The sequence below is a fragment of the Synechococcus sp. PCC 7335 genome (assembly GCF_000155595.1).
Lineage (GTDB): Bacteria > Cyanobacteriota > Cyanobacteriia > Phormidesmidales > Phormidesmidaceae > Phormidesmis.
Map to the genome: position 1 here is coordinate 167,677 of NZ_DS989904.1, position 26,700 is coordinate 194,376.

The 26,700-nt window shown below is 47.9% G+C and carries 24 protein-coding genes, 1 tRNA gene and 1 pseudogene; 16 read left to right on the top strand and 10 right to left on the bottom strand.

The genetic code is table 11. The features are described from left to right. Positions 1-102: 102 nt before the first annotated feature. Positions 103-936 (bottom strand): S-adenosyl-l-methionine hydroxide adenosyltransferase family protein, encoded by an 834-nt coding sequence (locus tag S7335_RS00710; RefSeq protein ID WP_006453472.1) that lies wholly within the window; start codon positions 934-936, stop codon positions 103-105. Between the two features lie 436 nt (positions 937-1,372). Between S7335_RS00710 and S7335_RS00720 the strand changes: the two genes are divergently transcribed. From S7335_RS00720 to S7335_RS00735, 4 genes are all read left to right on the top strand, one after another. Beyond that, the gene (locus S7335_RS00720; RefSeq protein WP_038015334.1) at positions 1,373-2,005 is read left to right on the top strand and encodes a response regulator transcription factor; all 633 of its coding nucleotides are present in this window, start codon (positions 1,373-1,375) and stop codon (positions 2,003-2,005) included. A gap of 195 nt (positions 2,006-2,200) precedes the next feature. Then, positions 2,201-2,273: transfer RNA gene (locus S7335_RS00725), tRNA-Thr, on the top strand. 263 nt (positions 2,274-2,536) lie between these two features. Further along, positions 2,537-3,148 (top strand): cation transporter, encoded by a 612-nt coding sequence (locus S7335_RS00730; protein WP_006453933.1) that lies wholly within the window; start codon positions 2,537-2,539, stop codon positions 3,146-3,148. Continuing rightward, a complete protein-coding gene (locus S7335_RS00735) occupies positions 3,130-3,369 on the top strand; it encodes a metal ABC transporter permease (protein WP_227499922.1) in 240 nt (79 codons plus the stop codon). Before S7335_RS00730 ends, S7335_RS00735 begins: the two co-directional genes overlap by 19 nt. A gap of 208 nt (positions 3,370-3,577) precedes the next feature. On the opposite strand, the gene S7335_RS00740 is transcribed toward S7335_RS00735, so the two are convergent. Continuing rightward, positions 3,578-4,321: a metal ABC transporter ATP-binding protein gene (locus S7335_RS00740; protein ID WP_006456651.1), complete on the bottom strand. Its 744-nt coding sequence runs from the start codon at positions 4,319-4,321 to the stop codon at positions 3,578-3,580. Between the two features lie 107 nt (positions 4,322-4,428). On the opposite strand from S7335_RS00740, the gene S7335_RS00745 reads away from it, so the two are divergent. The 10 genes from S7335_RS00745 (at position 4,429) to S7335_RS00790 (ending at position 13,551) form a co-directional block, all read left to right on the top strand. Then, positions 4,429-5,433: a GTP-binding protein gene (locus S7335_RS00745; RefSeq protein WP_006454295.1), complete on the top strand. Its 1,005-nt coding sequence runs from the start codon at positions 4,429-4,431 to the stop codon at positions 5,431-5,433. Positions 5,434-5,521: 88 nt separating this feature from the next. Further along, on the top strand, positions 5,522-7,246 hold the full coding sequence (locus tag S7335_RS00750) for a DUF3299 domain-containing protein (RefSeq protein ID WP_006456778.1): 1,725 nt from the start codon (positions 5,522-5,524) through the stop codon (positions 7,244-7,246). Positions 7,247-7,782: 536 nt separating this feature from the next. Next, positions 7,783-8,511, top strand: a complete 729-nt coding sequence (gene cysE, locus S7335_RS00755) for a serine O-acetyltransferase (RefSeq protein WP_006455821.1) — start codon at positions 7,783-7,785, stop codon at positions 8,509-8,511. Between the two features lie 2 nt (positions 8,512-8,513). Next, on the top strand, positions 8,514-8,828 hold the full coding sequence (locus S7335_RS00760) for an Asr1405/Asl0597 family protein (RefSeq protein WP_006457578.1): 315 nt from the start codon (positions 8,514-8,516) through the stop codon (positions 8,826-8,828). Positions 8,829-8,955: 127 nt separating this feature from the next. Then, complete coding sequence (locus tag S7335_RS00765; protein ID WP_006453403.1) at positions 8,956-9,513, top strand: Dps family protein; 558 nt, start codon at positions 8,956-8,958, stop codon at positions 9,511-9,513. A gap of 14 nt (positions 9,514-9,527) precedes the next feature. Continuing rightward, complete coding sequence (nifV, locus tag S7335_RS00770) at positions 9,528-10,679, top strand: homocitrate synthase (protein WP_006454690.1); 1,152 nt, start codon at positions 9,528-9,530, stop codon at positions 10,677-10,679. A 73-nt stretch (positions 10,680-10,752) separates the two neighbouring features. After that, positions 10,753-10,956 (top strand): putative nitrogen fixation protein NifT, encoded by a 204-nt coding sequence (gene nifT / locus S7335_RS00775; protein ID WP_038015342.1) that lies wholly within the window; start codon positions 10,753-10,755, stop codon positions 10,954-10,956. A 62-nt stretch (positions 10,957-11,018) separates the two neighbouring features. After that, positions 11,019-11,771: a (2Fe-2S) ferredoxin domain-containing protein gene (locus S7335_RS25595; protein ID WP_006455750.1), complete on the top strand. Its 753-nt coding sequence runs from the start codon at positions 11,019-11,021 to the stop codon at positions 11,769-11,771. A gap of 10 nt (positions 11,772-11,781) precedes the next feature. Then, positions 11,782-12,315: a gamma-glutamylcyclotransferase gene (locus S7335_RS00785; protein ID WP_006457562.1), complete on the top strand. Its 534-nt coding sequence runs from the start codon at positions 11,782-11,784 to the stop codon at positions 12,313-12,315. Positions 12,316-12,438: 123 nt separating this feature from the next. Then, entirely contained in the window at positions 12,439-13,551 is a 1,113-nt protein-coding gene (locus S7335_RS00790) for a TrkA family potassium uptake protein (RefSeq protein ID WP_006457298.1), read from the top strand. Positions 13,552-13,738: 187 nt separating this feature from the next. Here the strand turns inward: S7335_RS00790 and S7335_RS00795 are convergent, their stop codons facing one another. Both S7335_RS00795 and S7335_RS00800 read right to left on the bottom strand, forming a co-directional pair. Then, the gene (locus tag S7335_RS00795) at positions 13,739-14,986 is read right to left on the bottom strand and encodes an OFA family MFS transporter (protein ID WP_006454375.1); all 1,248 of its coding nucleotides are present in this window, start codon (positions 14,984-14,986) and stop codon (positions 13,739-13,741) included. 95 nt (positions 14,987-15,081) lie between these two features. Beyond that, positions 15,082-15,387, bottom strand: a complete 306-nt coding sequence (locus S7335_RS00800; protein ID WP_006456784.1) for a hypothetical protein — start codon at positions 15,385-15,387, stop codon at positions 15,082-15,084. Between the two features lie 339 nt (positions 15,388-15,726). Here S7335_RS00800 and S7335_RS00805 point away from each other — a divergent pair, with 339 nt between their 5' ends. Next, entirely contained in the window at positions 15,727-17,481 is a 1,755-nt protein-coding gene (locus S7335_RS00805; protein WP_006455183.1) for a multiprotein-bridging factor 1 family protein, read from the top strand. Here S7335_RS00805 and S7335_RS00810 read toward each other — a convergent pair. Then, on the bottom strand, positions 17,475-19,133 hold the full coding sequence (locus S7335_RS00810) for a YdiU family protein (protein WP_006457707.1): 1,659 nt from the start codon (positions 19,131-19,133) through the stop codon (positions 17,475-17,477). The two genes, S7335_RS00805 and S7335_RS00810, sit on opposite strands and share 7 nt — an antisense overlap. 43 nt (positions 19,134-19,176) lie before the next feature. Then, the gene (locus S7335_RS00815) at positions 19,177-19,791 is read right to left on the bottom strand and encodes a hypothetical protein (protein ID WP_006455541.1); all 615 of its coding nucleotides are present in this window, start codon (positions 19,789-19,791) and stop codon (positions 19,177-19,179) included. A 1,033-nt stretch (positions 19,792-20,824) separates the two neighbouring features. Between S7335_RS00815 and S7335_RS00820 the strand changes: the two genes are divergently transcribed. Next, positions 20,825-22,426: a helix-turn-helix domain-containing protein gene (locus S7335_RS00820; protein ID WP_006455610.1), complete on the top strand. Its 1,602-nt coding sequence runs from the start codon at positions 20,825-20,827 to the stop codon at positions 22,424-22,426. Between the two features lie 31 nt (positions 22,427-22,457). On the opposite strand, the gene S7335_RS00825 is transcribed toward S7335_RS00820, so the two are convergent. The 4 genes and pseudogenes from S7335_RS00825 to S7335_RS00840 all read right to left on the bottom strand — a co-directional run. Next, complete coding sequence (locus S7335_RS00825) at positions 22,458-23,513, bottom strand: ParB/RepB/Spo0J family partition protein (RefSeq protein ID WP_006454502.1); 1,056 nt, start codon at positions 23,511-23,513, stop codon at positions 22,458-22,460. A 381-nt stretch (positions 23,514-23,894) separates the two neighbouring features. Then, positions 23,895-25,349 (bottom strand): pyruvate kinase, encoded by a 1,455-nt coding sequence (gene pyk / locus S7335_RS00830; protein WP_006453535.1) that lies wholly within the window; start codon positions 25,347-25,349, stop codon positions 23,895-23,897. Continuing rightward, complete coding sequence (locus tag S7335_RS00835; protein WP_050765751.1) at positions 25,346-25,663, bottom strand: hypothetical protein; 318 nt, start codon at positions 25,661-25,663, stop codon at positions 25,346-25,348. The genes pyk and S7335_RS00835 overlap by 4 nt, the downstream gene beginning before the upstream one ends. 81 nt (positions 25,664-25,744) lie before the next feature. Further along, positions 25,745-26,700 (bottom strand): annotated as a pseudogene (locus S7335_RS00840) (glycogen debranching enzyme); the annotation flags it as partial.

Consider the following 26,700-nt stretch of genomic DNA (forward strand, 5'->3'; position numbering starts at 1 on the left):
CTAACCTGAGTACGGCTATCGCTACTAAGATATCGTCTCAGTGAAAAGATTGTCTAAACTATTGCATCTGATACTTGTTCGGGCAGTACCTATGCGCCGAAACTACTGCACTTCGGAAATTACTACAGAGAGCGGACTGCCAACTTCAGCCACACCTTGAAGTGTTTTAGCAGCGTTACCACAGCTACAGGCTATCTCTATCCACCCGTGGCTACCAACTACTGCACACAGCCTACCTACAGGGACATCAGCGTATGTGCTTACACCCGTAAATTCAAACTGACGATGGGGCGTTTCGAGCGCAACTTGCCAGGACCGGTTAGAGACCACCTCACCAGGAATGTTGCTTATCAGGTTGCCGAAACTGTCTATGTACTGCAGACTGCCAACGTATTGGAGCGTACGCTGATCAAGCGACTTGCTGTTGACGGCTTGCAGGGGTAGCAAATTCGGTTGGACTAGTGTGGCCGGATCGATACGTTCACCCAACGACTCAATCGGCACACCGTTAGCCAGATGTGCAGCGACAGGAGCGAAGATATCTCTTCCGTGAAACGTATGGCTAGGCTGCTCCACTCGCCAATACTGAGGATTGGTTAGACTGACGGCTGTAATCGATGGGCCGTGCTGCGCTTGGTCGAAGAGGTTGCCGAGCAGACCGTTGTCTGGAGCCACAAAAAATCCGTTCGGATGCTGCAAGGCGATCGCCCGTCGATTAGAGCCCACCCCCGGATCTACTACTGCTAGATGCACAGTCCCTTTTGGAAAATGCGGATAGGCCATCGTCAGGTTAAATCTAGCTGCCAAGATATCTTGCGGTGGTATCTGATGCGTCAGGTCCCACATCAGCTTTCCTGGAGCGATTGAGGCGATCACCCCCTTCATCACCGCCACATAGGCATCTTGTAAGCCAAAGTCGCTTAGTAATGTGATCATGTCTAAAGCAACGCCACGAGGCGCCTACTATCACAACACCAATCCAAAAGCGAGCAAACGAATGATTCAAGCACGCTCAATTGAAGAAATGCAGTCGCGGACTATTTGACTATATGTAGTGGCGACTATATGTAGTGGCGACTATATGAGCTTAAGCGGCCATTGACAAATACTGATAATACCGCTGATTAGTTAACTTTTGTTCAATACAACTTGCCTGGGTGATTTCATCCAACATTTTGGGAATAGTTGATATAGAAAATTGATAGGCTAACGCTTGCGCAACCACGCTTCTGTATGCTAGCTGAAGGACTGCTACATTAGTTCCATCAGTTAAACGAGACCAAATGCTGTTCATTCACCCTATATACCCGTGCAAACATCAGTACAAACATCAGTGCAGACCTCTCCTCAGTTCAGATTACGGACAAACGGCATGAAAGAATCCAATCCGGGAGAACAAAAAAAACTTTTACTCATCGATGACGATCCTAATCTCATCTTGCTCGTAAAGGACTATTTAGAATTTCGTGGCTATCAGGTAGTGACCGCCGGTAACGGCAGAGAGGCACTCACGATGCTTCCTGAGCTATCGCCAGATATGATCATCTGCGATGTGATGATGCCAGAAATGGACGGCTACGCCTTTGTCGAACAAATTCGTCAGGATCCTAGTAAGAGCTGGATTCCAATCTTGTTCTTATCCGCTAAGGGACAGAGTCAAGATCGCGTTAAAGGTCTGACCACCGGCGCTGACGTCTATATGGTTAAGCCTTTTGAGCCCGAAGAACTCGTTGCCCAAGTAGAGTCTTCTTTGAAGCAGGCGAATCGCTTGATCCACCATCAAAACAAAGGGTCGAGTTCGATGCCGACCATTCAGGTACCTTTTGACGTAGAGCTAACGCCTACCGAGCTGAAGGTGGTGCAGTTTGTCGCCAGGGGCATGGCCAACCGTCAAATCGCTGACGAGCTAAGAGTTAGCCAGCGTACAATTGAAAGCCATGTGAGCAACATGCTAGGCAAAACCGGACTCCATAACCGCACTGAGCTGGCTCGCTGGGCAGTATAAAATAACAAGGCCTAGGCTTGGTTTGATCAACTCAGTTTAATTGAGACGGGCTTTGATGGTACTATGCCAAAGCGATAAGAAAGGCTGGCTCGAAACGGGTCGGAGGAAGGACTGAATATCAGGTCAGTGCTTCGCAGATCAAGATCGACTCAGCCTATCAAAATCGTTTCGATGTTTGATATAATCAAGCCTCTTGCTGGTGTAGCTCAGTTGGTAGAGCAGCTGATTTGTAATCAGCCGGCCGTCCGTTCGAGTCGGATCACCAGCTTTTTGAACAAACTAATGGTTCTCCAATCCCTGTAAAGGCATAAGCCCTTATAGGGATTGTCTTTGAGAGATTGCTTGAGACCTCGTTTCGGCATCAATGAATACTTTTCAGTATGGCCTCAGTATGGGCATAGAGTCGTACGCAGTTGTGGAATAAAAAGCGTCAGTACAAAGTACCCATAAGGGGACTTACCCAGTGCTAGCCTACAAGCTTTTGTGGTAACGTTCTAACATTCACTTGAACGTTGTATTGAAGAGCAAATTATGAGTGATAGCTGCTGTCAGAACAAGGGTTGTGAGTTAACGAAGCTGAAGAAGAATCAGACTCAGGTGCTGTGGGCTGTGCTGTTTATCAACCTAGTGATGTTCGTGGTCGAATTCGGTGCGGGCATTCGAGCCGCCTCGCTTTCTCTTGCTGGAGATTCCTTGGATATGCTGGGAGATGCGTTGGTGTATGCAAGTAGCCTATACGTGGTGAATAAAGGACGTAAAGCCCAGGCGGGATCTGCTTTTTTAAAGGGCATCTTGATGTTTTTGTTCGCGATCGCCCTCTTCGCTAAAGCCCTCTATCAACTCTCTGCTGGCATCACACCGACAGTGAGCGTTATGAGTACAGTTGGTCTGTTAGCATTACTTGCTAACCTTATTTGTCTGATGCTGTTGTCTAGACACCGAAAAGATAATTTGAACATGTCTTCGGTATGGCTATGCTCTAGGAATGACATCATTGCCAATACATCGGTGTTGGTAGCAGCAGGACTAGTGTTTATCACGCATTCTGGACTACCCGACTTGGCTGTAGGTTTTCTGTTAACGTTTGTGTTTGCTAGGTCAGCCGGACAGGTACTCACGCAATCATGGCAAGAGATGCAGTGATCGCACAGCAATCACTGTTCCCTATGCATACTCACACTATGAGCCGGCTGTTAGATTCCTTGAACTTTGAGTTTAGGCGATTAGGTGCGACGGCAGGCGTGATGATGAGTGTTCTACGCCCGATTATAGGTACTTACCTAATTGTTCAGCACATGGGAATCTTGGGCGATGTGACGCCTCATGTGGTGCTACCGGGACTAGCGATCACTTTCTCTTTCTGAGCCTACTATCATACTTAACCTTCTCTACCTGCTTTCTATTGGCTCTATTGTTGAGCTCAAGGTTTAGCTCCAGCCAGAAGATTTTGACGTGCGATCACAGACGACTGAGCGTATGTACGAATTTACTCCAGTATCAGAGCAGAGAATGAACCTATTGTGTTTGGATCTGCCCGACCGGAATGCAGCAGCAAGCAGGTAAAAACAACAGCTAACAGGCAAAAGGAATGACGTTCTGATTGTGCAAAGCTGATTGAATATTCGCGCCGTAAGCCTGTTGAATATTTTCCATCGTCATCACCGCTCGAGGGGTATCGTTGGCCAAAACGCGGCGATTGAGTAATAGCAATCGATGATAGCGATTGAGCGCTTCGCCCCACTCATGACTGCAAACTAGTAGCGTTTTGCCTTGCTCGCTGAGGTCGGCGAAAATGCTTAGCATAACGGCTTCGGTTTTCTTATCAATGCCACTAAAGGGTTCGTCTAACAAAAATAAGTCAGGATGCTGTGCTAAAGCGCGAGCCAGAAAAATTCTTTGTTGCTGACCACCCGAGAGCTGACCGATGGGACGATTTCTGAAGGGCAACATTTCCACCCGATCGAGCGCAGCACTCACTAGCTTCTTGGCTTGGACATCGGGAGAGCGCCCCCAGCCAAGCGCTCTTGTCTGCGCCATCATCACCACATTCCAGGCTGTGATCGGATAGTCCCAGTCAATTTGCGATCGCTGCGGTACATACGCTACCCGCCGCCGCTGCCGTTTCAGTGAAGCTCCATTCAGTAGAATCTTTCCCTGATAAGGCATCAGTCCCAAAATAGCTTTGACCAAGGTGCTTTTCCCGGCACCGTTAGGTCCGATCAGGCCTACCCACTCACCCGGGTACAAAGTCAGTGAAACTGCTGTCAGTGCTTCGATTCCCCGATAGTTGACTGATAGATTCTGAACCGCTAGCATACTCTAGAAATGATAATCATTATCGCATATGCAAAAGCTTAGCAGATTATTTCTATGCAACGTGATTTAGAGTGTAAGATCCTGAGAATGATAATCATTACTGCTCTATGGCGTCAGCATTCAAAGATGAATTAGTCGAAGATCACTCAGCGATCAGGATTCCTAAGCAAGGAATGCCTGTCACGATCATCACCGGCTTTCTAGGGAGCGGTAAAACTACCCTGCTTAACCACATTTTGAATAATGCCGAGGGCCTCAAAGTCGCTGTACTGGTGAACGAGTTTGGTGATATTAATATTGATACTCAGCTCTTGGTTTCAAGCGATCAGACGATGGTGGAGCTCAGTAATGGCTGCATTTGCTGCACGATTAACGAAAGTCTGGTAGATGCGGTCTATCAGGTATTAGAGCGAGAAGAGCGGATAGATTATCTGGTGATAGAAACCACCGGCCTAGCTGATCCGCTGCCGATTATGATGACATTTGTTGGTACAAGCCTAAAAGACTTGACTCGGCTCGATTCTGTCATCGGTGTGGTGGATGCGGATAACTTTGGTGCGGATCTCTTTAACAGTTCGGTATACACCAATCAGCTTATCTACAGCGATGTCATCTTACTCAATAAAACTGATCTGGTAAACGATGACCGTATTTTGGCTGTAGAAGCTGAAATACATAGACTAAAAGCCCAGGCACGGCTGCTGCGATGTAGCTTAGAAACTTCTGCTGCACTGCCGCTCTCCGCCATTCTAGATGTGGGGCTATCCGACGCTGAGACCTATGTTCTTTCAGAGCAACAGATTTCCAATCACATCGTGAGCGATCGCTTTGTATCTGTTCCGTTCCGCAGCGATCGCCCTTTCGACTTTACTAGGTTTGAACATTTTCTGATGCATCAATTGCCCGAGAATATCTTTCGGGCTAAGGGCATTCTATGGTTTGAAAATCAGCCACAGCGATATATTTTTCAGCTAGCAGGCAAGCGATGCAGCCTTTCTCCAGATACTCAAACGCCCCCTATGCAAAACCAACTCGTGTTCATTGGCCACAAGCTCAACCCGTTACAAATCCACCAATATCTAGGCAATTGTTTAACCGGTCAACCTATTTAATGCTTACCAGAGGCGATGAAGACTTCAAAGTAAGTGACTTTTGTTAAAGACGATACAATAGCCGCGTCATCGCTTTTGTGAGCAGTAGATGTTCAAGGTTTGTCAGCTCAGCTCTTTTGCTTTGTGGTGCTCTCGCCTGAGTGCACTGTTTTTTGTCTTTGTGCTGGCTTTGCTGATGGCTATCATTCCAGCCGCGCCGGTAAGGGCTCAAGAGGCAATTAGTTGGGACGATTTGCAGGCCCACTCAACGCACTTGCGCAATCCTTACGAGCACCTAAGTGAAGCACAAACCTATCGTCTTTCTAGTTTGTATCAGCTGAAAGAATGGACAAAGGAGAATCCATCTGCGCCTGAGAGCATAGAGGCTAAAGAAATTCAGCGGCTAGAGCAAACCTTAGCTGCTGAAGGGCTCGACACGGACGCACTGTTGGTTCATGCGGATGAAGCTCGGGCCTACTGGCGGTCGCAATCACAAATCACTAACCCCGATTTGGAAGAACAATCTGTTCAACTCTCGGGCTATATTCTGCCATTGGGCAATGCTCAAGCCGATAGCCGAACGCAGACAGTAAGCGAGTTTTTGCTAGTGCCTTATGTGGGTGCTTGTATCCACGTTCCAACGCCGCCGCCCAATCAGATGGTCTATATCAAGCCAAGGGTAGCGATTGAGAATCCTGGTTTGTTTTCAGCGGTGCAGATTACTGGCAAGCTGCGATCGCGCTCCGGCAGATACGAGCTGTTTCGAGTAGATGGTAGCCGAACGATCGAGGTGAGCTATGCGATGGATTTGGAGGCGATCACACCAGCTCCAGATACCAACTCATTAGCGTTTGCTAGGCAAATTACAGGGCCATGGTGGCGCACCTTACCAGCGAGGGTTTCCAATGTGCTAACGGTGTCTCTAGGAAATCTGTCGCGGCAAACATCGCCGCGTACGCTGATAATGGCGATGCTGCTGTCATTTAGCTATGGGGTGCTGCACACATTAGGACCTGGGCACGGAAAGGCGGTGATTGTTTCCTACTTTGTCGGCAATGGTGGTAGCATGCGGCGCGGCATTGTAATGGGCATACGAATTGCTCTTTTCCATGTGCTCTCTGCAGTTGTTATTGTTGTTTTTACCGATCAACTGGTACAGCAAGTGGGCGGCAGCAGTGCCAGTAGTTACCGGGTGGTGCAGTTGATTAGCTATGGGGCGATCGCGCTCATTGGTGGTTGGATGTTGCGACAGGCGCTGAAAAAGCGAAACACTGTCCATTCCGCTTCCTATGCTGCGTCCGGAGACAATGCGACGGTAGAAGCGATGCTATATCCCAGTTTGACTCAGCAGCTCGCACTATCAGAAACTGGGCAATTAGATAGGTTACGAGAGACCGTGCCGCAAAAGACTGCGCCGCCAGGAAATAGCGCTGTTTTGGCGGACTGTAGCTGTCTGACTTGTGAAGATCCCCAAGGCATTGGTGGCTGGCTCGCCTTGGCGGTCGGCGCTGTACCTTGTAGCGGCGCATTGCTCGTGTTGCTGTATGGACTGGCAAATGACTTGCTGTGGCCAAGTGTGGCAATGGTTATTTCTATTTCTGTGGGTATGGCTTTTACCCTGGCCTGGATTGGTGCACTCGCTATTTTAGGAAATCGGTACGGGCATCAAGCGGCAGCTCGCCAGCAGCAAAAGCGACTCTCTTGGAAAGAGGCAGTGCCAAGTAAACCAAATCTGCTCTCTAGGTTCTCATTGGTGCAATTAGGCCAGGTTGCGGGCGCTAGCTGTGTCTTGTTGTTAGGTGCAAGTCTTTTTTTGTTGACCCTAACTGAATGAAGGCTGTTGTCAGGCTAAAAACAGTCACCCTGACAGATGCCATAGGTAATCAACTCAAGCGTCAATCTCGTGAACATTATTCTAAGTTGGCTGTAGGATTGTCTATTTTGAGCAAACTATCACTTTTATGCACTGTCTTATCAAGCAGCGACCTAAGAAAATGGTTATTCGTGTTACTGTTTTCACAAAAGAAGTGTGCATAGAAGCGTGAGGACTTCAGTTTGAGTACACCCGAGAAGTCTTTCTCAGCGCATCTGAAAGAATTCTACAACCGCGGTAAGTGGAGGCTTTGCGGCTGAGTGCACAATACTTGTACCTGGGGTGAGAAACACTCGTCCTTGATCACTAAAATACTAGTGCGCCTACCTTGAATAAATCCACGAGGCTCTCTAGCAAGAGGGTACAGCGTTTGAGTGCAGGCTTAATAGTTCTAGTAAATTCGGATGGGTCGGTGGCGATAACCTCGTAAAAACGCGGTTGCTATAAACGAACAAACAAAGTTCTTTACAGCGGTCATCTGGTCGACTACCCGAATTATGTTTCCCTCCTTCAAGAGAGCCTTTACTTACTATCGGCGGCAGTTGACTGACCTAGTGCGATCACAATGGCCTATAGCATCAGACTTTGCCATCATCTTTGAGCGAGATCCGGCAGCTCGCAACTGGCTAGAAGTACTGTGTTGCTATCCTGGGTTTCATGCAATTACGGCTCACCGTCTAGCTCACTGGCTACATTACCGGCATATTCCTTTCTTTCCTCGTTTTATCTCGCATCTAGCACGCTGTTTTACTGGCATTGAAATTCATCCTGGAGCGCAGCTAGGTGTTGCAGTATTCATCGATCATGGGATGGGGGTCGTCATTGGAGAAACTGCCGTTGTGGGTGACTATAGTTTGATCTACCAGGGTGTCACCTTAGGAGGCACGGGTAAAGAGACGGGCAAACGCCATCCCACCATAGGCAAAAAAGTTGTCATTGGCGCAGGTGCGAACGTATTAGGCAACATCCATATTGGCGATCATGCCAGAATTGGCGCTGGTTCGGTAGTCCTGCATACAGTCCCGGCTCACTGCACTGCTGTCGGCGTTCCTAGCCGAAATGTCTGCGAATGTAATACAACTGCGGCCCCATTAGAACACGGCAATCTACCTGATGTTGAGGCCGTAACGATACATCATCTATGGGCTCACATTCAACAGCTCGAAGAACAGCTACACACGCTCAAACGCTCTACCCTCTCATCTTTAACTACGCTGGAGTCTTAATCATGGACCAATACACATCTGTTGCTACTTCTCATTTAGATCACGCAGGCGATCACGCTGACGCAAACTCTAACAACTTGGGTTATGTTGTTTCTGTTTCTCAGGTTGATCGCTGGTCAATCAATCTTCGCCTACGAGAACTCAACATTCCCTGCACCTGTCCGGCGGATGGCACCTTGCGCGTCAACGCCAATCACCCGATCGCCTTGCTGCTAGTGAATAGCGTAGTGCGACGGTTCAAGGTTCCTCGTCAAACCAGTGTGGACTGGCTAGAGCGCTGCTGGAGCAGCCGTGTTGCCTGTTCTGTAGTCTTCTAAAAGTTTCATCTAAAAGTTTCACTTTAAGGTACGACTTTCTCTCAGATTTTTAGCTCAGATCGATTTTCACCAGACCACTTTTCAAATTTTCAAAGTTTGTTCAATCTAAGTTATTTGGAGTAATCATATGACCATTCAATCTGTTCAATCTGTTGAAAACCTAGTTCAGGCTTTTGGCGATGTCGGCCCTAACCCAATTCGTCTTGAAAGAGACGTTACTATTCCGGTTTGCGAAGGATTAAACCTAGCCTATGCCAGTTTTCAGGGTCTATACCTTCAGTATCAAAAGCAACACTTCGTTACCGAAGGCGCTGAATTTTATTCTATTCACGAATTCTTTCAAGAGAGCTATGGTCAGACCCAGGAACATGCCCACGATATCGCTGAGCGGTTGAATGGACTAGGGGGTGTTCCTGCAGGTTCTTTCGCTCAGCTTTCAGATCTCTGTTGTTTTGAGCCCGAGCCCGAAGGCATCTACGTTTGCCGACAGATGATTGAAAACGATTTGGCAGGAGAGCAGGCGGTAATCTCTCTGTTGCGTAGATTGGCCACCCAGGCAGAAAGCGTAGGCGATCGCGCTACCCGCTATCTCTATGAGCAAATTCTGTTGACTACAGAAGATAGAGCTTTCCATCTCGATCACTTCTTAGCAGAAGACAGTCTCACCTTTGCCTTTTTGAAATAATACTCGAGGCTGCTATGACGCTTTCATCTCTCACTTCACCTCAAACTGACCCAGCCCATATCTATATCAATGACACCACTTTACGAGATGGCGAACAGGCCGCCGGTATTGCCTTTGGTCTAGAAGAGAAAGTGGCGATCGCCAAATTCTTAGATGCTATCGGTGTTCAAGAATTAGAAGTGGGTATTCCAGCGATGGGACAAGCCGAAGCCCAGTCGATTCGAGCGATCGCCAATTTGGGACTCAATGCCAAAATCCTAGGCTGGAACCGCGCGGTCATCGCCGATATTCAAGCCTCCTTGAACTGCGGACTACAGCGAATCCATATTTCTATCCCTGTCTCTGATGCTCAAATTCAGGTCAAGTTTCAGGGCCGCTGGAATGCGATGCTGCTGCAGCTACGCGATGCCATCAACTTCGCCAAGGATCACGGCCTAGAGGTGAGTGTGGGCGGTGAAGACAGCTCACGCGCGGACGAACAGTTTCTGGTGGACGCGGCTCAGTTTGCTCAAGAGTGGGGAGCATTCCGCTTTCGCTTTTGTGACACGGTCGGTATTCTCGATCCGTTTACCACTTTTGAAAAAGTGCAAAAACTCGTTGCCGCGCTAGAAATTCCAGTTGAAATGCACACGCACAACGATCTTGGACTAGCAAGTGCGAATGCACTAGCCGGTGTTCGCGCTGGCGCTAGTTCGATCAATACCACCGTTAACGGATTAGGGGAGCGGGCCGGAAACGCGGCTTTAGAAGAAGTGGTGATGGCGCTAAAACACATCTATGGTATCAAGCTAGGTATCCGTACCCAGCACTTACTAGAGCTATCGCGCTCTGTCGCTAAAGCCGTCAACTGTCCGGTTCCTCCTTGGAAGGCGATCGTGGGTAGAAATGCATTTGCCCACGAATCTGGCATCCACGCTCACGGCGTCTTAGCTAATCCCAGCACTTACGAACCTTTTGACCCAATAGAAGTAGGGCGAGAGCGCCAGCTCGTTGTAGGTAAACATTCAGGCCGCCATCTATTGAATCAGGTGATGCAAGGGGCAGGCGTAAGCGTTGAGCCAGGAAGGAGCCAGTCAGTGCTACAGGCGGTACGCGACCAGGCCACCGAACTCAAACGCAGCCTCACCTTGGATGAACTGCTTGTCCTCGCTGCCAAGACGCAATAAAAAATCTGCAACTCTACATTCTGCAACTCTACATTCTTCAATTCCAAAGTCCTTATAATGCCAGGAATCAGCTATGAAAGTAATGCTTCACACAGACCGCGCTGGAAAGTTAATGGCCTACGTAGCCAAAAAAGACCTAGAACAAGAGGTGACTCAGAAAGCCCGAGCAGACGAAGACCATGTTTTGACGTTAGCAAACGGTTGGGAACTACAGATAGCTGGACTAGATGATCCCATCCAAACGCCTCAAACGGTGCGAGCCAAACGAGTGAAGTAGGTAGCGAATCTTTCAATTGCCTTCCCCTATTAGTTACTCAGCCCTTGCAAGAGGAAACCCGCATGTCGAATAATCTTTCGGTTGCTGTATCGAAAAGCATGTCAGAGGCGATCTCTAATATTTCCTCTGATATCAGAGACGATATGAGTTTGATTAATCAATCAAACACTCAGGCGCCTACCGCGCTGCCTTGGATATTCAATCTAACCGGTACCTTCCTAGGACTACTCGGCGAGGCGCCTAACAACGTGAAGTCAATTGTGCTGGCCGTTGAAGTATTGACCGAGGATAACCAAGTTGGTGAACTAGAGACGATTGGTATTGAGCTGCCTAAAAATCTACAGGCTGCTGTCAAACAGTCGCTTAGGCAACGCTCTCTTCGGCTAGGCGATCGCGTTCGCTGTATTGGTCGCAGTCGGCTTGACTATGCGGCAAACGTCATTCAGCTCAAAGCCTACTGTCTTTTTTCTGAAACGGCGAGCGTTTTGCCCATAGCTACTTCGACAGCTACTTCGACAGCCACTTCGACGATGCCGGTAGCTGCCTCTAGGCCAGCTCGGCAGAAGCAAAGAATTTTAGTCTGTCACAAATCAGGCTGTAACAAGCGCGGTGGACGACAGCTCGTTTCGGCGCTAGAGCAGGCACTGCAGACATATCAGCTTCAAGACCGAGTAGAGATTCAATACACGGGCTGCCAAAAGTGCTGTTCAAAAGCACCCGGTCTGACAATTATGCCTGGCAAACACCGCTATTATGGTCTGAATCCACAGGATCTACCTTCCCTGATTGAAAAACACTTTTGCGAGCTGTCCTAAGTGCTGAGCTATGTCATCTTTTGAACGCCTAATCACTGAACATCCCGCCTCTGAGCACTTCCCTGGTGAATCCTACTTTCACTATTTTGCCTACGGCTCATGCATGTGCCCAGTCGATTTGAAGCGATCGCTCAAAGAAAATACCCATCCTTATGTGGTAGGCCCTGCCACTCTAAAAGGCTATCGCTTGGGGTTTCACTATTATTCGTCTCAGCGGCAGTGTGGCGCGCTCGATATCTCTCCGCAGCTAGGTAGTGAGGTGCAAGGTGTCCTTTACCGGCTGCCTTGGCGATTTAGCGATCTCCTCGACCGGCGTGAAGGCGTTGAGCAAGGTGGCTACCGTCACGAACGCGTTACCGTCAGCAGCGGTGGCCGCTCCTACATCCAAGTACGCACCTATGTCGTTGTCAAGAAAATGCCTGTAGAAGTTCCGCCCAATGACTGGTACTTCTCTGTGGTAATGCGAGGCGCGACTACCTGCAAGCTGCCAGAGCACTATTGCTGGAGTCTGTTCGAGCACATGCGCGGCCTACAGAGTGCTTAGCCTCTTGAAGAGAAGTTAGGCTTACTTCTCTATTAGGTCTCTATATAGGCTTACTTCTCTATCAACGGTTTTCAGGCTTACGATTAAGGCAAGCTAGTTTTGCAATAAAGGAACCTCATTAGCTTGCCACGTCAGCCATTCATTCAAGCACCAGAGGCGCGAGATCGCTACTATACGGCTCTGCAAGAAAGATATCGAAAGATGCAGCGAGAGCTTTTTCGAGGACTTTCGGCAGTGCTTGGCATTATTCTGATAGGGACCCTTTGGTATTGGCTTGTGGAGGGCTGGCACTTTGCCGAAGCCCTTTATATGACTGTCATTACCTTAACGACCGTAGGCTTTTCAGAAGTTCGGCCACTGGGCGATCGCGGCCGGGTGTTCACAACGGTACTGATCTTTCTAGGAATTGTAGCGGTTGGGTATATGGCCAATCGATTTACAGAAGCGATTGTCAAGGGCTACTTTCAAGAAGGCATCCGCTTGAATCAACGCCGTAAGCTTATGCAAAGTCTTTCTAATCACTATATTTTGTGTGGATTTGGTAGAACCGGCCAACAAATTGCCGAAGAACTTTCTTTGCAAAAGATTCCATTTGTGGTTGTCGATACAGAAGCAGGCTTGGTAGAGCAGGCCCAAACGCTAGGCTTTGTAGCGGTGCAAGGAGATGCCACCTCAGATAATACACTTCACTTGCTCAAAGTTGAATCGGCGGTTTGTTTAATCTCAGCGTTGACCTCTGATGCAGAAAACTTATACACCGTACTCTCGGCTAGAACGCTTAATCCTGGCGTGAGGATCGTCGCTCGAGCCAGCAGCAGTGAGGCTATTCAAAAATTACGGCGAGTAGGCGCAGATGCAGTGATTTCGCCATACATCACCGGGGGCAAACGCATGGCCGCGGCTGCCTTGCGACCTCAGGTAATGGACTTTATGGATGGCATTGTTTCGAGCGGCGATCGCACCTACTACATGGAAGAGTTCTTTCTTGATCCTTTGGTTTGTGCTCAAATTGGTCAAACGCTCAAAGAATCTCAACTAAGAGCGCTCACCGGGGTTTTGATTGTTGCGATTCGACGCAACCAGGGCGAGTTGATTATTGGACCGACAGCCGACATTCAACTGCAGGCAAAAGATTTTCTTATTTGCTTAGGAACAGCAGAGCAGCTACAAATTATGAACCGTCTTCTCTCTCCACTAAATGCAAAGCCACTGCAAGAGCCTAATCAAACGCCTTGAACACACTCTTCAGTTAGGCAAATGACTTGCGAGCATAACTCCTTTAGTCTAGGTCAAACAGTCTAGAGAAACCATAGCAAAGTGCAGATGCATTCGCGCATTGCGAGTCATTTAACCTGTTGAAACACAAGGGTTATAGCCAATGACTATGCCGTAAGCTAAGCGACCAAAGTTATAACTTGATAGATCAGCTTAGATCGATCAGGTTAGACTTGTCGCGCTTCAACAAAGTACTGGCGGTTACGATGCCGATAAGAGACAGCAGTGCCATTAAATAAAATACATAGGTGTAGGAGCCTAGCCAGTCTCGGATCCTCCCAGTAACCAGGGTTCCACTCAAAGCTCCAATACCGTAAGCGGTGAACACAATGCCATAATTTTGGGCGTAGTGATTAGGATCAAAAAATCGCAGTGTCGTTGTCGGCGCGATCGCCAGCCACCCCCCTAAGCAAAACCAGAATAAACAAAAGGCCAGCAAGTAGGTTGTTACTTGTCCAGGCTGGGCACTGACCATCAGTATGCAAGCAACCAGAATGAGCGCATAGCTAGCGATCGCCACATAGTGCGGCTCAAAGCGATCGCTCAGCCAGCCAAAAAGCGGCCTAGCAACACCATTGAACACTGCAAATAAAGAGACGCTGCTAGCTGCTAAGCCAGGATTAATGTTGATCATTTCTTCGCCAACTGGGCTCGAAATGCCAATAGCGCTAAGGCCAATTAGAGTGCCTAGCGCATAGCAAATCCACAATCCATAAAACGAACGACTCGTCAGTAAGTGTTTGGGATAGATACGGTCCTGGGTTGCTAGCGGGGCTAACGCTGAGGCTTGGCTAGGATGCCAGTCCTTGGGGGGGAACCTGAGGGTGGTTGCGATCGCCGGAATCAGCAGGCCAAACGCCACTCCCAAAACCCGTAAGGCAATCCTGAGGCTGTAGGCACTCATCAAACTACTGGCAATCGGCGCACTAATTAAGGGGGAGAGTCCAAATCCTACGATAGTAATACCAACCGCCAATCCTTTTTTATCCGGGAACCACTGCGCCACAACCGCCATCGGAACGCCATAGGCAATACCAACGCCGGTGCCTGCGATGACTCCGTAGGTCAGTGTCATTGCCGTAATGTCCGAGGCAAAGCTAGAAAGAACATAACCTAGCCCTACCGCGAGCCCGCCGATTGTGGTGACCATCTGTGGTCCCATTCTAGGAATAAGAAATCCTGAAATCGGCATCAGGGCGGCATAAAAAACCAGTGCGATAGTGTAGGGCAATAGACTTTCGGTCGCACCAATGTTAAATTCTGATTCCAGAGGCTTACGAAAAACGCTCCAAGCATAAACGCTGCCTAGACATAGCAATACGCTCATACCCAGTAAAACCAGCAGCCATCTACCTCGCTCTGCTGACAATCCTAGAATCTTCACTTCTAAGGACATAGTGACTCGTCGCTACAAGAAAAAGATCATCAAGCAAAACTGTATCAATCAAACTATAGAACAAACTTACAATTACTCATTGTTTGTCTATTTGTCTAATTGTTTATCCGCTCAGCTGCCACTACTTCAGCAATCCGGCTAGGAAACTCTGATAGATCTGCGTCCTCTCCTTTAGGCATAGGAGAGACGAAAGTGTAGCAAGGGTCGCACTGACCCGTATCAAACACCTGAAGTACCCACTTGTCGGGCAGTCCGGCCACACCAATTTCAACAACTGTCCAGCTACTACCGGTCTCTCTCGCCGAGATGACCAAGAAGAACGACTGATCTTCTACTGAAATTTCCAAATCATCCATGAGAAAAGTCATGGCTAGCTCTTCAGCTTCTGTAATAGTCACCATTACCTTTTTTCCCTCTTAATGGCTGTTAGCACTTTATTATTTAAGACACCGTACAGAAGTTATCTTCCCGAGTATACCTCTGATGAATATCAATTCGAGAATCTCTGTCTGCCTCTACGCATAGCCTCTGTCTACGCATAAATATCTCATATTAACGATGAATTGTTAAATGTGTGGCCAAGTCAAACGGTTTGTCAGGGAACGTGAAAAGAAATAGTAAAGAAAACATTAAACCGTATCCAATGTCATAGAACGCTTCGAGGCTCGGTTGTTATACCTGTAGCGGTTAGAACAAAGTTTTAGAGTTTTATAGAGGGGTTCGATTCTCGTAGGGTGCCAATGGCTTACACCATCAAGGACGGTTGTCACGACTGCGATCGCTGCTGGTCTGAGTGTCTTAAAGGGGCGATTAAGCCTTCGGAGCCACAAGCAGAATATCAGCAACCAGGTTATTGGATCGACCCAACACTTTGCGATGCCTGCCCAGATGTAGAGATTCCTTACTGTGTGCAAGTTTGCGACTCAGACACCTCTTTGAAGCCTTTGCCCTCTAGGAAGGGACGCTGTAAAAGTACGCTGCTGCCGCCTGCTATACCCGGTATTTTTCTCAATGGCAAAACAACACCTTTTGCTTCTTGCATGGTGATTTGGGAGGCTTGCACAGTATTCTCTAATCGGCAGTTACTCGCTTGGCATACAGATGCTAGCGGCAGGCTCTGCTACCACCGATCGGTCAATCGAGGGCGTGGAGAAATGCGATTTCGGCTGGCGGTTGATCCTGAAATCGCTCATCTTGAAAGGGGCAATGCTGATAGGGTCAATACCGATACAGTCAGCGATGGAACAGCTGATACTGCAGTAGACGCTGATACTGCTGATACTACTGTTGCTGAAGTGCCTTTGCCAATGTCCGCAGATCTTGGTAGAGAGGCGATCGCTCGCTTTGATATTCGCGCCACCTGCATCCATCTCATCTTTGCGGCCTATGCAGCCACGCTCAATTGTCCTTGGGAAGAATCTTTTGAACTCAACGATCAACATATCGAAAAGTACCTAGGGCTTGATAAACGCAAAGACTTAACTAAGCTGGAGAAACTTACTTTAATTAAAGAGCTGGTCTACCAGTCCTGTCGGCTGTTAGTTTCTTTAGACTGGCCTCAGCAGGGAAAGGTACGGCCCTTCACGCTCACCGAGCAACCTGTTTGGCACTTACGCCACACGCAATACTACTTTGAAAAAGATGCTCAAGGCTGCCAACATTTGATTGGTTTGAGTTTTACGATTAGAGCTGGCGGTTGGGCCCAGCGCTTTCTCAACAGCAGAGACTATCGCAACCAAACGGCTTTCTACCAGTATGGCACCTTGCCCCGGGCCTTGATTGCAGAAGTCATGAGTAGCTGGCAACAACATGAAGGCGCTGTTCGACTGTTACTATGGTTGTTGTTTAAGCTGCGTTTGGGAGGGGATCATCGACTTACGGTGCGTACTTTACTACGAGTAGCCTACGGCGAGCATCGGTTGCTAGAAGCGACAACTGTACGGGGGGCGCACAAGCGTTTGCTCAAAACCTTCGAGAACGATCTTCAAAGACTTTATTGTCACGGATTAGAGCCCATCTTTGATCCGGAAACCTATCCAATCGAGATTCAGCCGCTGTGGGCTAAGGCCGCAAGAATTCCTGATGATGTGGATGAAGCGCTAGACTTTTGGGCCGATGAGGCTAATCGCGTTCTGACGGACAACGCGCCTAAAGACAAATGGCAGCGACTTTTGAACGCCCGTATTTTAGGATTTGAGCTTTCAGATGAGTGGCAACAATCTGCTAGACGGCCTGTGTCCAAACGTCGCCGTCGCCCACCATCCAAGCACTATTATCAGTCTCGTTCTTCTGTTTCTAATCAGGGTGCAGGTTCTAGCCAGTCTCTATCTGGATTGGCTATAAAGGCAGCACGCGAGCAACAAAAGATTACTCAGCGGGCGCTAGCTAGTAGTCTAGGAAAAAGTCAGAGCTGGATTCGCGATGTTGAAAAGGGAAGATTTAGCATTAGCTTTGAAGATCAGGTAAGACTGCGTGAGGCGTTAGGAATTCAGTAGTCGCCAGACAATGCTTGATTGAAGTACTGCCAGTTGTCATCTTCTTCGATCGCCTGCCAGATATATGCGATCGCGCTTCGAGAGATTCTCTGGCGGGGATTGTATTGTTTTAGGCGGTGGGCGATCGCCACTATCTCATCCTCTGATTGTTGCTTTAATAGATGATGATAGAAGTCTTTCCAAGGCTTTAGCGCACCTACTCGATCGCCAATCTTGAGATCAGTAAACCCTGAGTTCTTGAGCTCTGTATCGGCAGCATGATGCTTGGAATACTTTGTAGGGTGATTGGTAGCATCGTCGGTCAACCTCAGACTAGCTGAGCCGAAATCAGCACCGCCTAAAAAGTTCAAGTCGGTAAAAATATTCGCTGAATCTTCTCGCCATCGAACCGAAAACTGTTGTTGTAGGGCCTGAAAGAAATGGTGATAATTCACTTGACTTGCAAACAAAAATTGCAAAGTAAGATCGATTAGAGTTAGTGCATCTCTATTCGACAGATTTTCAAACCCTAGCTTGCGCAGCATTCCTTGATGATAGGCATGTTCGTAAACTGTTGAAAACGAGGTCAGCGCGCTTTCCATGTCTTTTTTTGATATAGCCGATGCTAGGGGAACTTGCAATTTCTCTAGATTCCAACGACAAACTGTAGGCTGATTGCGATAGCTATAGCGACCTAGCCGATCAAAAGACGCTGCTGTGAAATGAGGGCTATAGGCATCAATAAAAGCGTACGGGCCGTAATCAAACCCTTCACCAACAATGGACATATTATCGGTATTAAGAACGCCGTGACAAAATCCCGCCGCCATCCATCCGGCCACCAAATAAGCAGTTCGCTGCACTAGTTCTATATAGAATCGAATGTCTTGATCTGGAGTACGCCATAAATGCTCGTAATGATGAGAGATTACATAGTCGAGCAACCGCCGGATTAAATCGGGGCGATCAAAATACTCTAGTCGCTCGAAGGTACCAAACCGGATATGTGAGCGACTAAGACGAACCATGACAGCTGAGCGAGTAGGGGATGGCTCGTCGGTTCGGATCAGTTCTTCACCTGTCTCTATCAGGCTGAGAACGCGTGAGGTAGGGATACCGAGTCTATGCAAAGCTTCGGCAGCAAGTACTTCTTTAATTCCACCTAATAGAGACAGCCGACCGTCGCGGCCGTGAGAGTGAGGGGTTTGCCCCGACCCCTTTGTTCCTAAATCAAAAAGCTGCCCATTGGCTGTGCGCACTTGCCCGTAGAGAAAGCCGCGTCCATCGCCTAGATAGGGGTTGTATTGGCCAAACTGATAGCCATGGTAGCGCAGGGCAAGTCCTAATTTCTGCGTATTTATTTCTGGTGTATTAACTCTTGGCGAGCGAGTCTTTGGGAGATAGGTTAGCTGTTGATGCGGCTTCTGTTGCGCTGGCTTCTGTAGTTGAGTCTGCTGGCCATGGTAAGCGTGAAACTTACCAAAGGCTTCAACAAAGTGTTGATCGGTGACTAACTGAGGGGTTAAACCTAGCAAAGGAAGCAGACGACTGTTGCGAAACCGGAGCTGCGCTTTGGGAAAAGCCGCAGGTTGAACAATATCGTAGAAATCCTCTCCTAACGACGCCAGTGCAGTTTCGTAGTGCAATCTAAAGAAGGGATTAGGGGCAGACATAGATCTCCTGTTAGCCTAAGGAGGTATTATTAGTCGCTTTTGTCTAGTAATGTTTGGCTTGATGCGTGATCGCATCAAATTTAAACCGCTGCTTGCCCATAGTTTCTCCATACAGGTTAAAGGTCACTAGGGGATCTTTTCCAATCGCTTGTATGCGGTGGATTGCCTCTGGGAAGAAGCTGATTATCTCTCCATAACCTAACGTTTTTTCAGCCACACAAATAATCTTGTCAGGAAAGCTGGGCTCAGGCGATCGGCGCCAGAAAGTATGCTTTTCCTGACCTTGCAAAATTGCAACAACCCCCCAAGTTCCATGCGTGTGAATCGGAGAACTAGCACCCGGCATAAGTGCTTCGACTTGAATCGTTAAAGGATAGCCCGTTTCGTCGTAGAGATTCAAAAGCGCAGTTGGAGCCGTAGACGAAAGACTAGGCCGCCGAGTTCTGATCCAATAGGAATTGATGACGAGCTTGCGAACTAATCGTCGCAGCACTGGTAAACAATCACATTGATGAGTCGTTCTCGCCTGCTGTAGTGCGTTTTCTATTTCTGTCAGAAACCGATGAAAATGATATGGAGATTCTAACAAACTCCAATCTAGGGTTGTAGGGCACGGCTGACAGTGCCCATCTTCTGTAACTGACCAATCTTTATTCACAGTTTTTTTGAATGGATTATCTTTAAAATTCTAGAATTCTCACTCTCAACTGCTAAATCCTAACAATTAGAATTTCTTTCGACTATTTGACTATATTAATCTTTGCTTCTGCCTTTGTTGTTGATGCAGTGAAGCGATAGGAAAGTAATCGTATAATAAGCCCTTCAACCTAATTCATACTTTATCAAAGCGCTCTGACTTCGCAAAATCAAAGAGATAGAAACTTTATATAAGAATCTCTTTGGTAGCTATTAAAAATGAATTGTAAAGACAACATAAAACTGTATCATTTGACATAGAACAGACTATATTGCATTGTTATACCTAATACAGATGTAATCAAAGAAACAAATCTATTTAAGCTACTTTCTGACTACGGTTTGAGTTGACTACGGGTTAGTTTTATTGCTCATTAATTTAGCTCTTTAAGGCAGAGTAATTTGACGAGGCAAAACGCCAAGTCAACTATCACGAGCTGCTTGATTCTATTCGTTTATCTCTTTTGTCTGAATGCTAGGACTAAGACACTCTATCTTCAGAGCGAGAGAGGTATCAAGAAAGATGCGGTTGTCTCTAAATATACCTCTATACAGGTCTCTGGCAATAAGCTAGGACTGTTGTTAGTACGTTTCTAGTGAACTCGTTTATCGCCATTCTCAATGCGAAGCCTCTCATTCATCATAGTTTGCATAATCATCTAACAATTTAGCTTCGGTTTATTAGATGTCAAATTAACGGTTGTTTGTTTAGTTACGTTATCAAGTGCAGCTAACGGAAGCTCGAATGTAAGTAGACATTGAGAACTAAATCAAGCCCTACAATCTCGCTCAGCCAGTGGGAAACTTCGGCTATCAGAATTTTGTATTGAACAGTACTTCATTGACTAAGTTGAACAGTACTTCATTGACTAAATAGTTCCAATAAATAGCACTCACAAATAGCCTCATCCAAGCCACCCTTATCTGAGTAGTAATCTCTCTATCTACCCTATCAGCTGCAGTCTACCTAACTCCTTAACAGACCCGATTGCGTTATGAACTACACGATTAAAGAAAACTGTATTGCTTGCGATGTTTGTCAGCCGCTATGTCCGCAAGATGCAATCAAACCGAATAGCGAAAGCGACGGCTACTGGATTGATCCTACGCTGTGCGATGGCTGCCCTGATTTGGAGATACCTCTTTGTGTTTCAGCTTGTGATACCGGGGCATTAAAGCCTCTACCACCTAAAAAAGGACGGTGCAAAAGTAGCTTACTACCCGTCGCTATTCCCAGTATTTTTCTCAACCGCAAAACGTCACCTTTTGCCTCTTGCTTAGTGATGTGGGAGACCTGTAATATCCTCGCCCAGCGGCAGGCACTGCCTTGGACACGAGATGATGATGACCGAATCTGTTATCGTCGGCCAGTAAATCGCAATCGGGGAGAAATGAGATTTCGACTGGCGGCAGATGCTGAGACGAATTCTCCTAAGCCAATGAGTATGGGCGCTGGGGAAGAGGCGATCGCAAACTTCGACATTCGTGCGACCTGCATTCACCTAATCTTTGCGGCCTATGTTATGACGATTGATTGTCCTTGGCAAAATGCTTTCGTACTAAACGATCAACATATTGCAAACTATCTAGGGCTCGATAAGCGCAAGGACCTCACTAAACTCGACAAACTTACCCTAATCAAGAATCTAGTGCATCAATCCTGTCAGGTTCTAGTCACTCTCAACTGGCCTCAGCAGGGCAGAGTCGGCGCTTTTCGCTTAGAGGAACACTTCGTCTGGCAATTGCTTGATACCCAATATCATTTTGAAAAGGATAGTAAGGGTCATCGGCATCTAATCGGACTGAGCTTTACTATAAAATCAGGACTATGGGCTAAACACTTCTTGAACAAGCAGAAATATCGATCTCAAACCGCCTTTTACCAATATGGGACTCTGCCTCAATCATTACTCAGAGAAGTCATGGGCCGCTGGCAACAACATCAAGGTGCCATCCGCATACTGTTATGGAGCTTATTCAAGCTAAGACTAGGCGGAGATCAGCGCGTGAAGGTTCGTACCCTAATGCGAGTTGCCTATGGAGAAGAACAATTACATCAAGCGGCTACCGTACGCGGTGCTCACAAGCGACTATTAAGAGCTTTCGAGAGCGACCTAGAAGCCATCTGTCAGTATGGGCTAAAGCCGCTGTTTGATCCTAAAACCTATCCACTTGATATTCAACCACTTTGGGTTAGAGTTGCTAGCATCCCTGACGATGTTGATGAGGAAGTCAACTTTTGGGCTGATGATGCTAATCAAGCCTTTGGCCTGACGGATAGTGCGCCCAGAGATAAATGGCAGCGCTTACTCAACGCCCGGCTGTTGGGCTTTGAGATTTCCGAGGAATGGCAGGAAAATATTCGACGACGCAAACCTAAAAAACGCCGTAAACCTTCCAAATCATGGACCGTCACTCAGACCGAAAAGCTCTCTGGCAGTGATATCAACTTGGCTCGCCAGCGGCAAAAGCTAAGTCAGCGATCGCTCGCTGAGCGTCTCGGCAAGAGCCAAAGTTGGGTACGTGATATTGAAAATGGACGGTTCAAGGTTAGCCGGGACGACCAAGCACTGCTACGTAAAGAGCTAGATCTTTGATAGTACTGTATAGGTTAGAATTCTAGAATTTTCAACTCTGCTGGCGAAAGGATTCAATCTCTTCAATCAACCCATCTATCTGTGTTAATCTTTCTCTTACTTCTGGTTTCTCTAGCAGCGAAACTTGGTCTTTCAGACGCTGAATTCGTCCATAGATCTGCTTTGCAATAGACGCCCCATGCAGAGTGCCTTCGATTGGCAAAGAAGCGTCTACGGACTGTTTAATCGGTTGTTCTTTAGTTTGTTCGGTCGGTTGTTGGGTAGGTGTGTTCAAAGAGCTTTTGTCCAGGGGTGGCTCTCTTGACTTCACCGTAGCCTTGATTAATGAAATAACATCTCCTTTAGTTTTTCCTTCAGCTTGAGAGATGAGCGGTACGTGAAATTCCTCTGGCTGACGATTAACGAGGACAGCATTTGTTGGCGATAGCCTACCAGCTTTCACAGACTCTAAAATTGGAGGCGATAGGTTGAGTAGAGGCAGTCGATTAGAAACAAAGCTCGCTAGCTTCATGCCAAACTCGCCTAATATTTCACCAATCACCGCCACTTGTTGATTGTCAAATTCACCTACATACTCGGTGCCGCGTATGTAAGAATTGTTGAGCTTATAAAGAGATGTTTTAATCACCTCATTAGATAGTCCCAACCTTAAAGACAATAAGCCAAGAATACTTTCAGTTTGTTCTATCAAAGAGATTTCATCACTCAGCAAGTGAGCAATCAGGGCCGCTTCTAGCGCGGTAGCATCGGACATTGGTCGGACAACAGCCTGTATGGTTGTCATACCCAGTGCTTGACAGCATCGCCAACGTCGTTCCCCGCTAATCACCTCGTATTTTCCATCCTGCCTGGGTCTGAGTAAGATGGGTTCAAGCACCCCATGCTTTTTAATAGATTCTTTCAACAGCTCCATTTTGCCTGGATCAAAATACAGCCTTGGCTGCTGCATGTTGTTGGGTAGCTGCAAAGAAACGATACTATCGACTCGTATCTCTAATGAGGCAGATTGCGCTTTCAAGCTCTTTATTTCTTCCTTCAGATGCGGAATGGGTTCCATCGACTGGGCTGCTTGAGTACACCTATACATGGGAGTTCTCCTATGAGTTTCTCCGTTTATATATAGCAAGCACAATTCTAGAGAGGCGATCGCACTCCTCTATCGAGACTAACTAGAATAATTACCCTTGTACTCAGCAGCTCAAACGACGATATACCAGGAAGTCTGAATTGCTTGAAGGGTAGGGGGTGAGTATTTTAGTGCAAAGAGACGGGTGTTTTTGTAGCGTGGTACATCCATTATGTACTCACAACACTTTTTGCATCTCAGACGTCTACACTCCCCTTAGAAACCCAATAGCGCTGAGTGATTGGGCATAGATGAGCTACAGTTTGCCTATCAGCAGCTAACACTTCTGTACTCACAGACAACCTGCTTTGATGTAGTCGGACACTTGCTGTCGCTCATCGTTCAGTTTGAGTCAATCGTGTGGATTTTGAGAAAATTAGTAGAGCCTGCCACCCTAAAGGGCAGTCCGCCTAACAGCAGCACCTTATCTCCCGGCTGCGCGAACTGCTCTTTTAGCAGGCAATCTTCCATCTGCTGAAACAGGACTTCTAAAGGGCCGTCTAGCTGCTCTAGCAGCACCGGGTTGATACCCCAGACTAGATTGAGCTGGTGGTAGACTTTGAGATTTGGGGTCAGCGCCACGATGGGCGCTTTAGGGCGTTCAGCGGCGGCAAGGCGGGCCGTGTGTCCAGTCTCTGTGAAGGTAACAATACAGCGCAAATCAAGGACTTGATCAATCGCATTGAGGGCCTCACTAATCGCATGAGGATCGTCAATGTTTGAAGGAGGAAAGTTGGCATACTCAATTCCCGGTTCAACATCACTGGCAATTCGCGATAGCATTTCAACGGCTTCTACCGGATACTGGCCTACGGCTGATTCGCCCGAGAGCATCACAGCATCTGTCCCATCGATAATAGCGTTAGCCACGTCGCTGGCTTCGGCTCTAGTTGGCCGAGGGCTGTGGGTCATGCTCTCTAGCATTTGCGTGGCGGTGATGACCGGAACGCCTTTCTGGTTACACAAGCGGATAATTCTCTTTTGGATCATGGGGACTTTCTCGGGCCGCATTTCTACCCCTAAATCGCCTCTTGCCACCATGATGGCGTCGCATTCATTGATAATCGCTTCGAGGTTTTCAATTGCCTGTGGCTTCTCTAATTTTGCCAGTACCGAAACGTCCGCATTGTGTTGTGCCAGCAATTTTTTCAAGACCTGTACATCCTCAGCTTGCCGCACAAAGCTCAAGGAAACAACATCTACGCCTTGCTGAGCACCAAAGACTAGATCTTGTTTGTCTTTTTCAGTGATAGAAGGCATCCGCAGGTTGAGCGACGGCAAGTTCACTCCTTTTCGACTCTTCAGCAAGCCGCCAGTCACTACCTGAGCGCGCACCGCCGTACCCTCGACCGCCTCTATCCGCAGCTCTAGCAATCCATCGTCTAAGAGCACAGGTGTCCCTGCTTCAGCGTCTGTCGCCAAGTGAGGGTAGTCTATCTCTACTGTCTTTGAGGGCTTTGAGCATGGGTCGACTAGCTGAGGTGCGGCTCCTATCGGTACTAGCTTTAGCCAGTCTCCAGCGGCAAGCGATAGTCCCTCATCTGGCAGTTGACCGACTCGGACCTTTGGCCCTTGTAAGTCTTGTAGCAAGGTCAGTGGCCGCTGTAGTTCATGAGAAACGGCTCGAAGCTGCTGGATTTGCCGAGCATGGTCTTCATAGGAACCGTGAGAGAAGTTTAGTCGAGCTACGTTCATCCCGGCCTGCATGAGCTGCCTGATTACGTCCGGCGAGCGGCTAGCAGGCCCAATCGTCGCCACGATCTTGGTGCGAGGGTGCAACAGACGAGAGCCATTCATACTTTCTCTGTGCTAGCGCTTAGCTTTGCTATATTCAGCTCTTCAAGCATGATGGCACTGTGCATCAAAATATCGACAATTGAAGTGGCATTGTTGAGGACATGGAAGTATTCCATCTTTTGATTGATGGTTCTAAGGTCTGTTTTGATAACAGATAGCTCTGTTTCGTCGGTGGCTTCATCGAGCTGACCTAGCAGATAGCCTTGAGCCATCTTGTAGTAGGACTGCATATCGCGAGAGTAGCAGTGAAGGGCAGTAGCGACTTCGACGAGGGAGTGGTCTTGAATGCCAAATTCTGGTTTTTTAACGTCCATAAAGCATATTTGATGGGTGAAGACTAATCGTAACTTCTCGGTAGGTTAGAGGGAGATTAGCGCTATGTTCTGTGGTTTGGGTTACCAACTGTTGGCAATTAAGACGACCGCAGAGCGCGGGGCGATCGCATAGAAAGGTTGTTCAATCGTGACAGCTTGCTCTATAGGGCAAAAGTCTTGCGGGGCAGCTAGGGCGGTATCGACAATTCGGCGCCAACGAGTTTGGGCATTCAGCGGCGGCAGCTCAAAGGTAAGTGGCTCCCAGTAGGCATTGAAGATAACGTGCAGTAGCTCGCCGTACTGTCGATAGCGTAGGGTAAATGACAGACTGCGAGAATCTTCTGACCAATCGGGCTGGTTTAGAGTGATACCGTGCCAGCTAATTAGCGGTTCTAGTCTAGACTCTTCAGGATGAAAGGCAGTGACGATCAGCTGCTCGTCATGTTTGAAGAGGTGCAGGTTTTGAATCAGATGAATGAGCTGCTGCACGAATCGAAGAAAGTCCTGCTGGGTGGCGATGTCATCCCAGTCGAACCAGCTCAGCGTATTATTCTGACAGTAGGCGTTGTTGTTGCCATGCTGCGATCGCAACACTTCATCTCCCATCAGCATCATCGGCGTCCCTTGAGAGAGCGCCCATAGCACAAACATATTTTTAGCCTGCTTTAGTCGCAGCACTTGAACACTTGGATCATCGGTGGGGCCTTCTATGCCGCAGTTCCAGCTCCAGTTGTCATTAGCGCCATCACGGCTATCCTCACCGTTGGCTTCATTGTGCTTGTGGTTGTAGCTGACGAGATCATTGAGCGTAAAGCCATCGTGACAGGTAACAAAGTGAATGCTGTAGTTCGGCCCCCGGTTGAGATGCGGATAGAGATCCGGGCTGCCCATAATGCGATGGGCGATTTGTCCGCACAGACCGCGATCGCTGCGGACAAATCGCCGCACTTCGTCTCGATAGGGACCATTCCACTCGGCAAAGCGCTCTCCCGCAAAGGAGCCAACCTGATAGAGCCCAGCGGCATCCCACGCCTCCG

Bases quoted from the DNA above. Each gene is read 5' to 3' on its own strand.
- S7335_RS00710 (WP_006453472.1), bottom strand. From the start codon at position 936: ATGATCACATTACTAAGCGACTTTGGCTTACAAGATGCCTATGTGGCG.
- S7335_RS00720 (WP_038015334.1), top strand. From the start codon at position 1,373: ATGAAAGAATCCAATCCGGGAGAACAAAAAAAACTTTTACTCATCGAT.
- S7335_RS00730 (WP_006453933.1), top strand. From the start codon at position 2,537: ATGAGTGATAGCTGCTGTCAGAACAAGGGTTGTGAGTTAACGAAGCTG.
- S7335_RS00735 (WP_227499922.1), top strand. From the start codon at position 3,130: ATGGCAAGAGATGCAGTGATCGCACAGCAATCACTGTTCCCTATGCAT.
- S7335_RS00740 (WP_006456651.1), bottom strand. From the start codon at position 4,321: ATGCTAGCGGTTCAGAATCTATCAGTCAACTATCGGGGAATCGAAGCA.
- S7335_RS00745 (WP_006454295.1), top strand. From the start codon at position 4,429: ATGGCGTCAGCATTCAAAGATGAATTAGTCGAAGATCACTCAGCGATC.
- S7335_RS00750 (WP_006456778.1), top strand. From the start codon at position 5,522: ATGTTCAAGGTTTGTCAGCTCAGCTCTTTTGCTTTGTGGTGCTCTCGC.
- cysE (WP_006455821.1), top strand. From the start codon at position 7,783: ATGTTTCCCTCCTTCAAGAGAGCCTTTACTTACTATCGGCGGCAGTTG.
- S7335_RS00760 (WP_006457578.1), top strand. From the start codon at position 8,514: ATGGACCAATACACATCTGTTGCTACTTCTCATTTAGATCACGCAGGC.
- S7335_RS00765 (WP_006453403.1), top strand. From the start codon at position 8,956: ATGACCATTCAATCTGTTCAATCTGTTGAAAACCTAGTTCAGGCTTTT.
- nifV (WP_006454690.1), top strand. From the start codon at position 9,528: ATGACGCTTTCATCTCTCACTTCACCTCAAACTGACCCAGCCCATATC.
- nifT (WP_038015342.1), top strand. From the start codon at position 10,753: ATGAAAGTAATGCTTCACACAGACCGCGCTGGAAAGTTAATGGCCTAC.
- S7335_RS25595 (WP_006455750.1), top strand. From the start codon at position 11,019: ATGTCGAATAATCTTTCGGTTGCTGTATCGAAAAGCATGTCAGAGGCG.
- S7335_RS00785 (WP_006457562.1), top strand. From the start codon at position 11,782: ATGTCATCTTTTGAACGCCTAATCACTGAACATCCCGCCTCTGAGCAC.
- S7335_RS00795 (WP_006454375.1), bottom strand. From the start codon at position 14,986: ATGTCCTTAGAAGTGAAGATTCTAGGATTGTCAGCAGAGCGAGGTAGA.
- S7335_RS00800 (WP_006456784.1), bottom strand. From the start codon at position 15,387: ATGGTGACTATTACAGAAGCTGAAGAGCTAGCCATGACTTTTCTCATG.
- S7335_RS00805 (WP_006455183.1), top strand. From the start codon at position 15,727: ATGGCTTACACCATCAAGGACGGTTGTCACGACTGCGATCGCTGCTGG.
- S7335_RS00810 (WP_006457707.1), bottom strand. From the start codon at position 19,133: ATGTCTGCCCCTAATCCCTTCTTTAGATTGCACTACGAAACTGCACTG.
- S7335_RS00820 (WP_006455610.1), top strand. From the start codon at position 20,825: ATGAACTACACGATTAAAGAAAACTGTATTGCTTGCGATGTTTGTCAG.
- S7335_RS00825 (WP_006454502.1), bottom strand. From the start codon at position 23,513: ATGTATAGGTGTACTCAAGCAGCCCAGTCGATGGAACCCATTCCGCAT.
- pyk (WP_006453535.1), bottom strand. From the start codon at position 25,349: ATGAATGGCTCTCGTCTGTTGCACCCTCGCACCAAGATCGTGGCGACG.
- S7335_RS00835 (WP_050765751.1), bottom strand. From the start codon at position 25,663: ATGGACGTTAAAAAACCAGAATTTGGCATTCAAGACCACTCCCTCGTC.